This is a genomic window from Streptosporangium sp. NPDC002721 (assembly GCF_042888905.1).
Lineage (GTDB): Bacteria > Actinomycetota > Actinomycetes > Streptosporangiales > Streptosporangiaceae > Streptosporangium.
In genome coordinates this window covers 225,390-238,354 of the sequence record NZ_JBIAQI010000004.1, presented here as the reverse complement: position 1 = coordinate 238,354, position 12,965 = coordinate 225,390, and the positions used below count along the sequence as shown (strand labels likewise).

Here is a 12,965-nt window from a genome sequence, read left to right as displayed (position 1 = left end):
CCTCGCGCCCGGGGGATCACTGGGCTAGTTCCTCCTCGCTGGGTCGACCCGCCTGAACCGTTCCGAAGCCCGCCACGACGACACCGGCCAGGGCGAGGTACGCCCGGCGGCCCGGTGCCCTCAGGTGGGAGGGTTCCACCCGATCGGCCCTGCCGGGGGCCAGCGCGTCCTCCCAGGGGACCCGGACGATCGCCCGGCACCTGCCCCGCGCGACCGCCTCCGCCTGCTCCACGTCGGCCATGCTGCGGCGGCTCACCCCGTTGACGACCATGACCGCCCGATGGCGCAGGTCGGCGCAGCCGTGCCCGTCGAGCCACTCGTAGGTCATGGCCACCGCGTCCGGCCCGTCCTCGCTGGCCGGGACGACGAGGACGAGCTGATCGGCGTAGGGGAGGACCCGCGCGGCCAGGGCCGCGGCGGGGTCCACGACGATCGTCTTGTAGTGCCGGTCGAGCATGTCCATCGCCTGCCCGAGCCGCCGGTCGGAGAAGAGCGTGCGGTCGGACAGGCGCTGCTCGGCCCCGGCGTCGCTGTCTCCGGCGAGGACCTCCAGCCCCGAGGCGCAGCGGCTGGTGTAGGCGCGCATGCCCAGGTATCCCTGGACGTTGTCGAGCCCGGAGAGCAGGGAGCTCAGGGTCTCGGGCGACTCGCCCTGGACCCGGCTGGACAGCGCGTGGGAGCCGGTGCTGGCGTCGACCGCGAGGACCCGGTCCTCGCGGTAACGGGCGAGGGTGTGGCCGAGCATGAGCGCGGTCGTGGTCTGGCCGGCGCCGCCGGTGCATCCCAGGACCACCACCCGGCGGCTGCCGCTGAACACCGCCCTGGCCCGCGCCTCGTCGATCTCCGAGCCGTCCGTACGGCCACCGCCGCCGGGTCCGATCACCACCTGGGCCAGCCGCCGCCAGCCGCCCGAGGAGTCACGGCCGACCACCGACTCCACCCGGCGGACCCTGGTCTCGGCCTCGCCGCGCGAGGAACCGGTCACCGGCACCGCGGGGGTGACCGGATCCGCCGTGGCCGGTCCCGACGGGACCGCGCGGATCGACATGCCGCCTCCCTGCGCGCCCGCCTGGGCGCCGGTGCCCGCCGGAGTGCCGGGCCCCGCCTGCGTGCCCGGGTTCCGCTCCGGCGGCCACGCCTGCGAGGTGCCGGCCGGCCGCCCGATCGGCGCGGGCTGCCCCTTGCGGTGCTGGCGCCGCGCGCTCTCCTCGTCCTGCCTGTCCTGTCTGTCCCGCTTGTCCTGTGGGAGCTCGGCCGCCTCCGCTGCGCGGTGCCCGATCGGCGCCGGTCCGACGAACCTCGGCACGAAGGACGGGACGGCCGGGACGGCGGGCTTCCGGGCGGGGTCGGGCACGACGGCCGGCTGCTCGGCGGGTACCGCACGGGCCGCGGCGGGCCTCTCCACCCGGGGCGGCTCGGGAGTCGAGGGCTGCGGCACGGCCGGCGCCTCGGGCCGCTGCCGTACGGGAGACTCCGGGACGGGGGCGACGGGCGCGGAGGGCTCGATCACCTCCGGGAGCACGGGAGGCACGGAGGTGGCGGCCGGCGTGTCCGCCGCGGCCGGGGTGACGGCGGCGCGCTGGGCCTCGGCGGAGGCCGCGAGCCTGCGCAGGCGCCGCAGCGCCTCCGTGTCGATGGGAGCGGCCGGAGCCGCTGCCGCCGGGGTCTCGTCCCTCGAATCGCCCGCGCGCCCCGCGTCCGCGGGTCCGGCCGCCGGGGCACGCTCCGCCCGTCCTCCGGACCGCCCGGCGGAGCGGTCGGCGGGCGGTCGCGAGACCGGCCCCGCGACCGGCGTACCGGGCACGGATCCGGTGTCCTCGGCGGACGTGGAGGCGGAGGCGGGACTGGGAACCGAGGCGGGATCGGAGGCCGGGGTCGCGGCGGGCACCGAGAGGGACGGCACCACGGACCGGGGCACGCGCGGCGTGGAAGGCGCGGAGGACGTGGAAAGCGCGGAAGGCGTAGAGGACGCGGAAGACTCGGAGTGCACCGGGAAAACGGCGGGGACGATGACCCGGGGCGTCTCGACGGCCCGGGACGCCTCGACGGCCCGGGACGCCTCGACGGCCGAGGTCTGGCCGAGGGCCGGGGCGGTGCCCTGGCGCGGGGCGTGGACCTCGGACCAGGCGACGCGCTCGCGGGCCACCGGGGCGGTGGCGGCCGCCGCCGCCGCGGCGGCCACGGCGGGACGCACCTCGCGCGAGCGGGCGGCGGCGCGCTTGGACTGGGCGTGCCTGGCCTTGCGCGACGCCTTGACCCGCACGGCCGCGCGCTGCGGCGCGGCCCGCCAGATCCGGCCGTTCAGGGTGACCTCGGCGGGCTCGGACAGAGGGGCCATCCGGCACCAGGTACGCGGCTCCCCCACGTAGCGGGCCTGTGACTGGAGCAGCTCGGTGAGCCTCTTGCTCTCGATCACCGGCCGGGTGGAGAGCCAGGTGACGATACCGGGCGGAACCAGGTAGATAACGTGCCAGGGGGCGGCGAAGGGCAGGCCGAGCAGGTAGAGCAGCAGCGACCACGGGGCCAGCACTCCCACGAACCCACCGATCCAGACGATCGGGAGCGGCATCGGCAGCCGTAGGTCGTACAGCTTGTAGAGCCGCTTCTCGATCCTCCAGATATTGGTGTACGTGGGCAGATCCACGTGATCCTCCTCTCCGCCTCTCCTTGTTTGACCGTTCGGAGCCGGTCTCAACCCCCCGAGATGCCCAGCGCGCCCGCGATCGCCTTGGCAGTCACCTCGATGATGTTCGGCACGTAGAAGATCACTCCGATGGCGATCGCCAGGATGATGAACTGGACGAACCTGGTGATCTCACGGGTGAAGAGGAAGAAGAGGGCCACCACCGAGACGATGACCAGGAAGAGTGGCGCGAAGAAGCTGCGGAGGAAGTCAGCGAGGCCCTCGGTGTTGACGCCCGCCGGAGGAGCTGTGGGCTGAGCGAGCTCGATGGCGCTCAGCAGCATGGTCTTGAGAATCACTTCTTGTCCTCCGTACTCACGATCGTGCCCGCCGGGCGGCGACGGGCCCGCGGCGCGTAAGCGCGGGAACCCGGACCGGCGGCTCATCGATCAGGGGGGGTCTGCTCACCGTGGACCGGCACCATTCGATCATGCGCTACCCCGCCACGGATCGGTATGCGCCGCGAATGTCCTTGACGAACCACTTGTCGCCTTGCTTGACCATGGTGAGCAAGTAGGACTGTTCCAGCTTGCCTCCTGTTTGGCCGGGGTCGGCGGGCTCCGGCTCGACGGACGGGGCCGCCTTCGACGGCACGCCCCACGTGACCGTCGCGGTCACCTCACGGGCCGCTCCCCCACCGGCGGGCACGGCGAGGTCCTTGAGCTGCAGGAAGGTGAACGCGCCGCCGAACCCCTGCAGGGTGACCCCCGCGTCGGCGTACTGCTGCAGCGAGGTGGTGTCACCCGCGTACGCCTTGAAGAAGTCTTCCAGCGTGGTGCGGAGCTCCTGCTCGGCGGCGCGGTCGCGCTCGGGGGCGGCCTTGGGCGGCAGATCGGCCGCCCTGGGCGCGGGCAGGATGCCCGGACGCCCGGCGACGACGAACCTCCCCGCGAGACGGTCGCGGTAGACGGGCACCGACAGGAGCTGGCGGCGGTTCTCCGACTGGTAGGCGACGGTGACGACGGCGTTGTCGGCGTCGACGACCTCGATCCCGTACGGTTGCACCGCTCCAGCGCTCATCCTGCCGAAACCGTCCCAGCCGAACTGGGCCTCGGCGCCCTCGGGCAGGTAGGGGGCGAGCCTCGACTCCCGCTCCGCGAGGCGGGCGCCGTCGAAGTTCAGGTAGACCTCGGCGAACTGGGCCGCGAAGGCGGAGGCCTGGACCCTGGGGAATCCGTCGTCGGGCGCGGCCACCGCGCCCGAGGGGGCGTTCTGCTGGGTGAAGCGCTCGAAGGGCGCGCGGACCCCGTTCACCACGATGACGACGATCAGCGCCCAGAGCACGGCACGGCCGGTCCACACCAGCCAGCGACCGCCTCCACCGGACCAGCGCCCGCGCGACGCGCCCCGCCCGCGCGCCGGAGCGCGATCAAGGTCAGGATCGTCGGGAAAGTCCGGGTATGCCGACAGCTCAGGGTCGCCAGCGATCCGGGGATCTCGCTGGACCGTCGACCTTCGAGCCATCACGCCTCCGCTCGCGTCAATCCTCGGCCGGCAGGGGTCATATTCGCCGCCGATCCCGTTGGCCATGGTGACGCACTTACTCTAGCCGCCCCGCCGATTCTTCCAGGAAAGCCACGCCTATGCTGCAGGCATCGCGATGACTGAGCAAACCGGGTCTGGATCGCCGACGAGGCCGCCGATGCCGCCGATGACCCGCGAAAGGCGTATTACCCCTGGCCAGCGCGTGGGCTGATTACTCAAACGCCACCCATTGCTAACTGGACGGCCCCCGGACTGTCGCGACCTGCGCATTTACCACTAAATACGTCACCCAGGGTCACATACCCCAAAATGCCATTGCTCGGCAGGCCCGGTCAGGGGTGAATCCTCCACAGTGGTGGGCAAGTCTCCCGATCTGTCCGGGAGTACCCCTCAGAAGCCGGTCACCCGCGAGTCTTGAGAGACATACACGATGTGCGGGACGGGCACAGGGCAGGAATGCGCGAGTCTTGGGAGGGGGCTCCCGCCCGCTCCTCGTGGCGGGCCGGGAAACCTCCCTCGCGTGACACGCGACCGGTCAGACGTTGAAGCGGAACTCCACCACGTCGCCGTCGCGCATGACGTAGTCCTTGCCCTCGATGCGGGCCTTGCCCGCCTGGCGGGCGGAGGCGATGGAGCCGGCCTCCACGAGCTCGTCGAAGGAGACGATCTCGGCCTTGATGAAGCCGCGCTGGAAGTCGGTGTGGATGACCCCGGCCGCCTCGGGGGCGGTGGCGCCCTTGCGGATCGTCCAGGCCCTGGTCTCCTTGGGACCGGCGGTCAGGTAGGTCTGCAGTCCCAGGGTCTCGAAGCCCACCCTGGCCAGCTGGGTGAGGCCCGACTCCTCCTGGCCGACGGACTGCAGGAGCTCCAGCGCCTCGACGTCGTCGAGCTCGACGAGCTCGGACTCGATCTTCGCGTCGAGGAAGACGGCCTCGGCGGGCGCGACGAGCTCCGACAGCTGGGCCCGGAGCTTCTCGTCCACCAGCTCGTCGGCGTCGAGGTTGAAGACGTACAGGAACGGCTTGGCCGTCAGCAGGTGCAGCTCGCGCAGCTCCTTGGGGTCGATGCCCGCGCCCTTGGCCCCGGCGTACAGGGTGGTGCCGCCATCGAGGAGCTTGAACGCCGCCTCCGCCGCGTCGAGCGCGGCCTTGCGGTCCTTGTTGGTCCTGGACTCCTTCTGCAGGCGGGGGATCGCCTTCTCCAGCGTCTGCAGGTCGGCCAGGATCAGCTCGGTGTTGATCGTCTCGATGTCGCGCCCGGGGGCGACGCCGCCGTCCACGTGGGTCACGTCGGGGTCGTTGAAGACCCGGATGACCTGGCAGATCGCGTCGGTGTCACGGATGTTGGCGAGGAACTGGTTGCCCCGCCCCTGCCCCTCCGAGGCGCCGCGGACCAGACCGGCGATGTCGACGAACTCGACCTTCGCCGGCAGGATCTTGGCGGATCCGAAGATCTCGGCCAGCTTCTCAAGACGCGGGTCGGGAACGCCGACGATGCCCACGTTGGGCTCGATGGTGGCGAACGGGTAGTTCGCCGCCAGGGCGTTGGCGGTCTTCGTCAGCGCGTTGAAAAGCGTTGACTTGCCGACGTTGGGCAATCCGACGATGCCGATGCTCAGGCTCACGTGAGCCGAGTTTACGCGGAATGACCCACTGCTACCCGCCACGGGTGGGTCACAGGTAGGAGTCACGGGCCGCGAGGTGTGTCGGCACGGAGCCGACACGGAGCCGACACAGAGCCGGGAGCGGTCCGGGAGCGGTCCGGGAGCGTGTCGGCGCGCCAGGAGTGGCCGGGCCTGGAATCATGCCGGGGTGGATGTCATGGCTCTCTCCTTCCAGCTCGCGGTGGGCCTCGCCGCGGGACTCGCGATCGGGTTCCTGCTGGGCCGGGCGCGAGCCGCCTCGGGAGCCGCCGACGTCACCGCGCGCCTGGCCGACGCCGAGGCCCGAGCGAAGATCGCCGAAGAGAAGGTCGCCTACGTCGAGGGCCAGCTCTCCGAGCGGTTCCAGGCCCTGTCGAGCCGGGCGCTCGACGTCAACAACCTGCGGTTCCTGGAGCTGGCGGAGACGAGGCTGGCCGCCGGCCGGGCCGAGGCGTCCGGCGAGCTGGAGCAGCGCAAGCAGGCCGTCGAGCACCTGATCGAGCCGCTGAAGGACACCCTGGCCCGCGTCGAGACGCAGCTGCGCGACACCCAGACGGGCCAGCGGGCCGCCCACGCCGAGCTGGCCAAGCACATCGACGTCGTACGCGAGAGCAACGAGCAGCTCCGCGCCCAGACGAGCTCGCTGGTACGGGCCCTGCAGCGCCCCGAGGCCAGGGGCCGGTGGGGGGAGCTCCAGCTCCGCAGGGTCGCCGAGATCGCCGGCATGCAGCGCTACTGCGACTTCGACGAGCAGGTGAGCGTCACCACGCCGGACGGCGTGCTGCGGCCCGACATGATCGTGCGGCTGGCGGGCGGCAAGAACATCGTGGTCGACTCCAAGGTCTCGCTGTCCGCCTACCTGGAGGCCGCCGAGTCGGCCGATCCCGACCACCAGTCGGTCCGGCTCGACGCCCACGCCCGGCACGTGCGCGACCACGTCGACCGGCTGGCCTCCAAGCCCTACTGGCAGGCGTTCAGCCCGGCGCCGGAGTTCATGGTCCTGTTCATCCCCGGCGAGGCGTTCCTCGCCCCGGCGCTGGAACGCGACCCCGCCCTGCTGGAGTACGCCATGCGGCGCCGGGTCCACATCGCCACCCCCACCACGCTGATCACCATGCTCCGCACCGCGCAGTACGCCTGGCAGCAGGCCGCGCTCGGCGAGAACGCGCGGGCGATCTTCGAGGTCGGCAAGGAGCTGTACGAGCGGCTGAGCAGCATGGGACGCAACGTCGACGCCCTGGGACGCTCGCTGAGCCGGGCCGTGGAGTCGTACAACAGGACGGTCGGCTCGCTGGAGACCCGGGTGCTGGTGAGCGCCCGCAAGCTGAACGACCTGGGGCTGGTCGAGACCGAGCTGGACACACCGCAGGCGGTCGAGGACCTGCCGCGCGCCCTGACCTCGCCGGAACTGCTCGCGCGAGAGGAGACAAGCTCACCTCTCGTATCCCGCATGAACGGTAGGTTGACCAACGACCTGCCCTAGAAACTGTTCCCTGAAGGCTCCGGCGGCCGGACACTGGAGACAGTGGGGCCGACGACGCGGGGATCCGCGAGGGCCCAAGGTCAAGGGGGCGAGTGGTGGACGAGCGAGGCGGCGTGCAGCCGGCCTGCGGGGTGATCGCATGAGTGAGCTTGACCGGACCGCGGGCATCCGGCTGACCGTCCGGGGCGCGCTGGCCTTCGTACTGGCGTCCACGCTGGTGGGCAGCGTGCTGCAGGCGCTGCTGGGGGTGGCCGCGCTGACCGGGGCGGCGTTCGTGGCCGGTTGCGTGGCCGCCGCGTCGCTCGTGAACCGCCGGGACCTGCTGTCGCTGGTGGTGTCCCCGCCCCTGGTCTTCTTCGTGACCACCGCGCTCATCGAGGCGGTCCGCTCCCTGTTCGCGGCCACGCCCGTCCAGGCCTTCGGCCTGGGGATGTACACGGCGCTGTCGCAGGGAGCCCCGTGGCTGTTCGGCGGCTCGTTCCTGGTGCTGGTCATCGCCTGGCGCCGCGGCCTCACCCGCTGCGTCCGCGAGCTGCGCGAGGAGCTCAGGGCGACCAAGGCCTCGGTCCCCCGCCCCAGGAGCGGCGGCGACGGCGGCACCGCCTTCGCCCCCGAACCCGAGGGGTACTTCGAGCCCAAGGTGTACGGCACCCCGCGCGAGGGCCAATAGCCGCCGGACGCGGGGCCTCACCCGTGACGAAGGTCCTTCGGGTGAGGCGGTTTCCCGCGCGGGAGGCGGCCTGCCGGGGCGGCGCCGGTGTGGTCAGACCGTGGCGCGCAGGTCCTTGCGCAGCTCGTGCGGGAGCGCGAAGCGCACGCTCTCGTGGACCGACTCGACCTCCTCGACGTCCGCGAAGCCGTTCCGCGCCAGGCGGGCCAGGACCTTGGTGACGAGCTCCTCGGGCACCGAGGCGCCGCTCGTCACGCCGACCGTGGTGACGCCGTCGAACCAGGCGTCGTCGATGAGCGAGGCGTCGTCGACCAGGTAGGAGGCGTCGGCCCCGTGGTCGAGGGCGACCTCGACGAGCCGCTTGGAGTTGGAGGAGTTCTCCGAGCCGACGACGATGACCAGCTGGGCCTGGGCGGCGATCTCCTTGACCGCGACCTGGCGGTTCTGGGTGGCGTAGCAGATGTCGTCGCTCGGGGGGTCGATCAGGTTGGGGAAGCGCTCCTTGAGCCGGGAGACCGTCTCGGTCGTCTCGTCCACCGACAGCGTGGTCTGCGATAGCCAGACCAGCCGCTCGGGGTCCTTGACCCGCACGGTGTCGACCGAGTTCAGGCCGTCGACGAGCTGGACGTGGTCGGGCGCCTCGCCCGCGGTGCCCTCGACCTCCTCGTGGCCCTCGTGGCCGATCAGGAGGATGTCGTAGTCCTGGGAGGCGAAACGCTTGGCCTCGTTGTGCACCTTGGTCACCAGGGGGCAGGTGGCGTCGATCGTCTTGAGGCTGCGCAGGGCGGCCTCCTTGTGGACCGCCGGGGAGACCCCGTGGGCGGAGAAGACGACGATGGCGCCCTCGGGCACCTCCTCGGTCTCCTCGACGAAGATCGCCCCGCGTGTCTCCAGCGTCTTGACCACGTGGGTGTTGTGGACGATCTGCTTACGAACGTAGATCGGGGCGCCGTACTGCTCCAGCGCCTTCTCCACGGCCTGGACCGCGCGATCGACCCCGGCACAGTAACCACGGGGCTTCGCCACTAGTACGCGTCGGGTCGCGGGGGTGTCTGAAGTCATGCTCTTATGCTACGTGGACACGTCCGCGAGACAGCCCATACGTCCCACGAGCTCATGCGGCACACGTCTTGCCACACTAGCCTTCTCGATACAGACCTCCCAGGGAGACGATATGTCAGTCCCCGACATGATCCGCAATGCCACGCAAAAGGCGAAAGACCTGCCGCTGCACATGCTGCAGAGCGCGCTGAGCGGGGTCGGCCAGGCCCTGCTTCTCGGTGACCGCGTCCGTAACAAGTTCAAGGGCACCTCCGGCCAGACCGAGACCGAGAAGCCCCTCGGGACGGCCGGCGACAAGCCCTCGGAGACCGGCGGGAAGACCGCGGACCAGGCGGAGAAGCCCGCCCGCCGCGAGCCCGTCATCTTCGCGCCGCGCTCGGACAAGCCCGCGAGCAAGCCCGCGGCCGAGAGCAACGGGGCCAGGACCGCTCCCGACCCGGTCATCTTCAGCCCCACCAAGCCCGACACCGCGTCGCCCTCCACCCCCGAGGTCAAGGCCCCCGAGGCCAGGGCCGAGACCGTCGAGGCCCCGGCGAAGCCCGCCGAGACCGCCACGGAGACCGCCACCACCGGAACCACCGGAACCACCGAGGCCCCCGCCGACGCTCCGGGGTCCCGGACCGCCCCGGCGAAGCCCGCCGAGGCCACCACGAAGCCCCTGGTCACGGAGGCCCCGGCCGCGGAGACCCCCGCCGACGCGAAGACGGAAGCCCCGGTCGCCGCGGAGACCTCGGCCACCCCGAAGACGGAGACCCCGGAGGCGAGGACCCCGGAGGTCCCGGCCACCGTCGAAGCCACCGAAGTCACTGAAGCCGTCGAAGCCAAGGTCACGGAGACCCCGGCCGCAGAAGCCACGAAGCCCGAGGCCGCCGGCAACGCCACCACCGAGGCCGAGAGGACCGCCGAGACCGCCGAGACCACGGAGGCCGTCACCCCCGAGACCACCGCCCCCGAGGCGCCCGCCACCGAGGTCAAGGCCCCCGCCAAGCGGGCCAGGGCCACCAGGGCCAAGGCTCCCGCCGCGAAGCCCGAGGCCGCCGAGCCCCAGGCCACCGAGGAGAGCGCGGGCACCGAGGCCCCCGCCAGGAAGCCCAGGGCCACCCGGGCCAAGGCCAAGGCCCCGGCCACCGAGGCCGCCGCGCCCGAAACCGCGGACTCCAAGGCCGCGGACTCCGAGACCGTGAGCCCCAAGACCACGAAGTCCAGGGCCGCGGGTTCAAAGGCCGCGGGTGCCAAGACCACGGGTGCCAAGGCCGCGAAGTCCGAGACCGCGGAGTCCGCAGCCGCGGAGTCCGGGACCGCCGCGCCCGAGGCCGCCCAGGCCGCTCCGAAGGCCAGGGCCACCAGGACCCGCAGGACCACCAAGGCCGCCCCCGTGGAGACCGCGACCGAGAGCGCGGAGAACGGCGCCCTGACGAGCGCCACGGAGAACAGCACGGCGAACGCCCCGGCGGAGACCGTACTGGAGACCCCCTCCGCGGTGAAGGTCGAGGTGACGAGGGTCGAGACCGCGAAGCCCGAGACCGCGGACGCCGCGGTGGTCGAGGTGACGGCGACCAGGGCCTCGGCCCCCGAGACGGCCGACGCGTCTGACGCGTCCGACGCGGCGGGGTCCTCCGGGACGACCGGGCCCTCCTCGGAGGCGACCACCCTCGCCGAGCCGCTGCCCGGTTACGCCGAGCTGACGGTCGCGTCCCTGCGGGCGCGGATGCGCGGCAGGACGGCCGGGCAGATCCTGGAACTGATCACCTACGAGCGGGCGAACGCCAACCGCGAGGCCGTCGTGCGGATGTACGAGAACCGCCTGGCCAAGCTGGAGACCGCCGAATAGTCACGCCCGGCGCGTAGGCTCCCGGCCATGAGCTCGAAGACCACCCCTGAGCAGCCCCTCCCGGTTCGCACGGTGTTGCAGATGGTCGGCGGCTGGATCGGCAAGCTCGGCACCGTCTGGGTCGAGGGGCAGATCACCGAGCTGACCGCCCGCGGCGGCACGGTGTTCCTGACCTTGCGTGACCCGGTGGCCAACGTGTCGGCCCGGGTCACCTGCCCGCGCGGCGTGTACGAGGCGACCCTCCCCCGGCCGGTCGACGGCGCCAGGATCGTGGCCCATCTGAAGCCCGATTTCTGGGTCAACAAGGGCTCCTTCGCGTTCACCGCGCTGGAGTTGCGGCCGGTGGGGGTCGGTGAGCTGCTGGCGCGGCTGGAACGGCTGCGCCAGCTGCTCGCGTCCGAGGGGCTCTTCGGTGTCGACAGGAAGCGGCGGCTGCCGTTCCTGCCGGGCACGGTCGGGCTGATCTGCGGTCGCGACTCGGCCGCCGAGCGCGACGTGCTGGAGAACTCGCGGCGCCGCTGGCCCGCCGTGCGGTTCAAGGTCGAGCCGGTGGCCGTGCAGGGGCCGTACGCGGTCGGCGAGGTCACCGAGGCGCTGCGGAAGTTCGACGCCGACGGCGAGGTCGACGTCATCGTGGTCGCGCGGGGCGGCGGGTCGATGGAGGACCTGCTGCCCTTCTCCGACGAGGCCCTCGTGCGGGCGGTGGCGGCGTGCCGCACGCCCGTGGTCAGCGCGATCGGCCACGAGCAGGACAACCCGCTGCTCGACCTGGTCGCCGACGTGCGCGCGTCCACGCCGACGGACGCGGCGAAGAAGGTCGTGCCGGACGTCGGCGAGCAGATGACGCTGATCCGCCAGCTCCGCGACCGGGGCCGCAGGGTGGCGGGCGGCTGGCTCGACCGCGAGACGGCCTGGCTGGCGGCGGCCCGCTCCCGTCCCTCCCTCGCCGACCCGGTGCGCGAGGTCGAGCGCAGGGCCGAACAGGCCGAGCAGCTCAGGGACCGGGCGAGACGCTCCCTCACCGCCTCCCTGGACCGCGCCCAGGACTCGCTGCAGCACCTGCGCGCCCGCCTGGTCTCGCTGTCCCCGGCCGCCACGCTGGAGCGCGGCTACGCGATCGTGCAGCGCCCCTCGGGCGATGTCGTACGTCTCGCGAGCGAGGTCTCCCCCGGCGAGGAGCTGACCGTGCGCTTCCCCGACGACCGGGTGACGGTCAGGAGCGAGGGCGCCACGTGAGCGAGGGGTAGCCGTCGTCGACGAAGCCGAGCTGCCGGTAGAGGGACTCGGCGTCGGAGGTCGAGTGCAGGTCGACCCTGCGGACCCCGCTGTCGCGGTACCACTCCAGGAGGGCTCCCATGATGGCCCGGCCGTGCCCCCGGCGCCGGTGGCGGGGGTCGGTGGCCATGCCCTGGACGTAGCCGTAGCGGCCGTCGGGGAGGCTCGGCCCGGGGAAACGGTCGAAGATGAGGCCGATCCCGCAGGCCGCCAGCCCCGAGCCGGGGGCGTCCACCACGTAGACGGCCGTGTCGGAGCTGCCCAGCCGCTCCCCGAGGCTCTCCGCGTAGGCCCTCTGCCACTCCTCCTCGACCGGATAGTTGCCGTCCTGGGCCATCCGGTCGGCCAGGACCTCACGAAGACGCACCAGCTCGGGGATGTCCTCCGTGGTCGCGTCGCGAACGTTCATCCGAGCATCCTCCCAGCCGTACGCCGCGGCGGAGCGACCGGGGAGGCGCCTTGTGGATCACCCGCGGGCGGCCGGTACTGCGAACCGGGGGACGTCACCGGCGAGACCGCGTCGAAACCACGCCGGGCGGACGTCGCGGGCCGAAGATCCCCGGGACACGACCTAAGGTGGGATGCGTGGCCGATGAGAAGACACCGTCGTACGAGCAGGCGCGCGAGGAGCTGACCGAGGTGGTCCGCAGTCTTGAGGCGGGCGGGCTCACCCTGGAACAGTCGATCGAGCTCTGGGAGCGCGGCGAGAGGCTGGCCGCGATCTGCGAGGAGTGGCTCCAGGGGGCCAGGGTGAAGCTCGCGGCGGCCATGGCGCAGCGGCGGCAGCCCGACCCCGCCGGAGACGCCCCCTTCTGAACCTTTCCCGCCCGGATC

11 protein-coding genes are annotated in these 12,965 nt (G+C 72.3%); 5 read left to right on the top strand and 6 right to left on the bottom strand.

Annotated elements, in window-relative coordinates:
- Positions 1 to 16 precede the first annotated feature (16 nt).
- The 4 genes from ACFYWM_RS07200 to ychF form a co-directional block, all read right to left on the bottom strand.
- On the bottom strand, positions 17 to 2,644 hold the full coding sequence (locus tag ACFYWM_RS07200) for a TcpE family conjugal transfer membrane protein (RefSeq protein WP_389909916.1): 2,628 nt from the start codon (positions 2,642 to 2,644) through the stop codon (positions 17 to 19).
- Positions 2,645 to 2,691: 47 nt separating this feature from the next.
- The gene (locus tag ACFYWM_RS07195) at positions 2,692 to 2,967 is read right to left on the bottom strand and encodes a hypothetical protein (RefSeq protein WP_329093688.1); all 276 of its coding nucleotides are present in this window, start codon (positions 2,965 to 2,967) and stop codon (positions 2,692 to 2,694) included.
- Between the two features lie 151 nt (positions 2,968 to 3,118).
- The gene (locus ACFYWM_RS07190; RefSeq protein WP_389909913.1) at positions 3,119 to 3,985 is read right to left on the bottom strand and encodes a conjugal transfer protein; all 867 of its coding nucleotides are present in this window, start codon (positions 3,983 to 3,985) and stop codon (positions 3,119 to 3,121) included.
- Between the two features lie 718 nt (positions 3,986 to 4,703).
- The gene (gene ychF, locus ACFYWM_RS07185) at positions 4,704 to 5,792 is read right to left on the bottom strand and encodes a redox-regulated ATPase YchF (RefSeq protein WP_389909909.1); all 1,089 of its coding nucleotides are present in this window, start codon (positions 5,790 to 5,792) and stop codon (positions 4,704 to 4,706) included.
- Between the two features lie 196 nt (positions 5,793 to 5,988).
- Between ychF and ACFYWM_RS07180 the strand changes: the two genes are divergently transcribed.
- On the top strand, positions 5,989 to 7,293 hold the full coding sequence (locus ACFYWM_RS07180; RefSeq protein WP_389910272.1) for a DNA recombination protein RmuC: 1,305 nt from the start codon (positions 5,989 to 5,991) through the stop codon (positions 7,291 to 7,293).
- A gap of 139 nt (positions 7,294 to 7,432) precedes the next feature.
- Positions 7,433 to 7,963 carry a DUF6542 domain-containing protein gene (locus ACFYWM_RS07175; protein ID WP_389909906.1) on the top strand — a complete coding sequence of 177 codons (531 nt, stop codon included), beginning with the start codon at positions 7,433 to 7,435 and terminating at the stop codon, positions 7,961 to 7,963.
- 93 nt (positions 7,964 to 8,056) lie between these two features.
- Here the strand turns inward: ACFYWM_RS07175 and ACFYWM_RS07170 are convergent, their stop codons facing one another.
- The gene (locus tag ACFYWM_RS07170) at positions 8,057 to 9,025 is read right to left on the bottom strand and encodes a 4-hydroxy-3-methylbut-2-enyl diphosphate reductase (RefSeq protein ID WP_389909903.1); all 969 of its coding nucleotides are present in this window, start codon (positions 9,023 to 9,025) and stop codon (positions 8,057 to 8,059) included.
- A 112-nt stretch (positions 9,026 to 9,137) separates the two neighbouring features.
- Here ACFYWM_RS07170 and ACFYWM_RS07165 point away from each other — a divergent pair, with 112 nt between their 5' ends.
- Both ACFYWM_RS07165 and xseA read left to right on the top strand, forming a co-directional pair.
- Positions 9,138 to 10,856, top strand: coding sequence for a hypothetical protein (locus tag ACFYWM_RS07165; protein WP_389909900.1), 1,719 nt, complete (start codon positions 9,138 to 9,140; stop codon positions 10,854 to 10,856).
- Positions 10,857 to 10,883: 27 nt separating this feature from the next.
- Entirely contained in the window at positions 10,884 to 12,092 is a 1,209-nt protein-coding gene (gene xseA, locus ACFYWM_RS07160; RefSeq protein ID WP_389909896.1) for an exodeoxyribonuclease VII large subunit, read from the top strand.
- Here the strand turns inward: xseA and ACFYWM_RS07155 are convergent.
- Complete coding sequence (locus ACFYWM_RS07155; RefSeq protein WP_389909893.1) at positions 12,070 to 12,540, bottom strand: GNAT family N-acetyltransferase; 471 nt, start codon at positions 12,538 to 12,540, stop codon at positions 12,070 to 12,072. The genes xseA and ACFYWM_RS07155 overlap by 23 nt on opposite strands.
- A gap of 176 nt (positions 12,541 to 12,716) precedes the next feature.
- Between ACFYWM_RS07155 and ACFYWM_RS07150 the strand changes: the two genes are divergently transcribed.
- Entirely contained in the window at positions 12,717 to 12,947 is a 231-nt protein-coding gene (locus ACFYWM_RS07150; protein ID WP_389909890.1) for an exodeoxyribonuclease VII small subunit, read from the top strand.
- Positions 12,948 to 12,965: the final 18 nt, after the last annotated feature.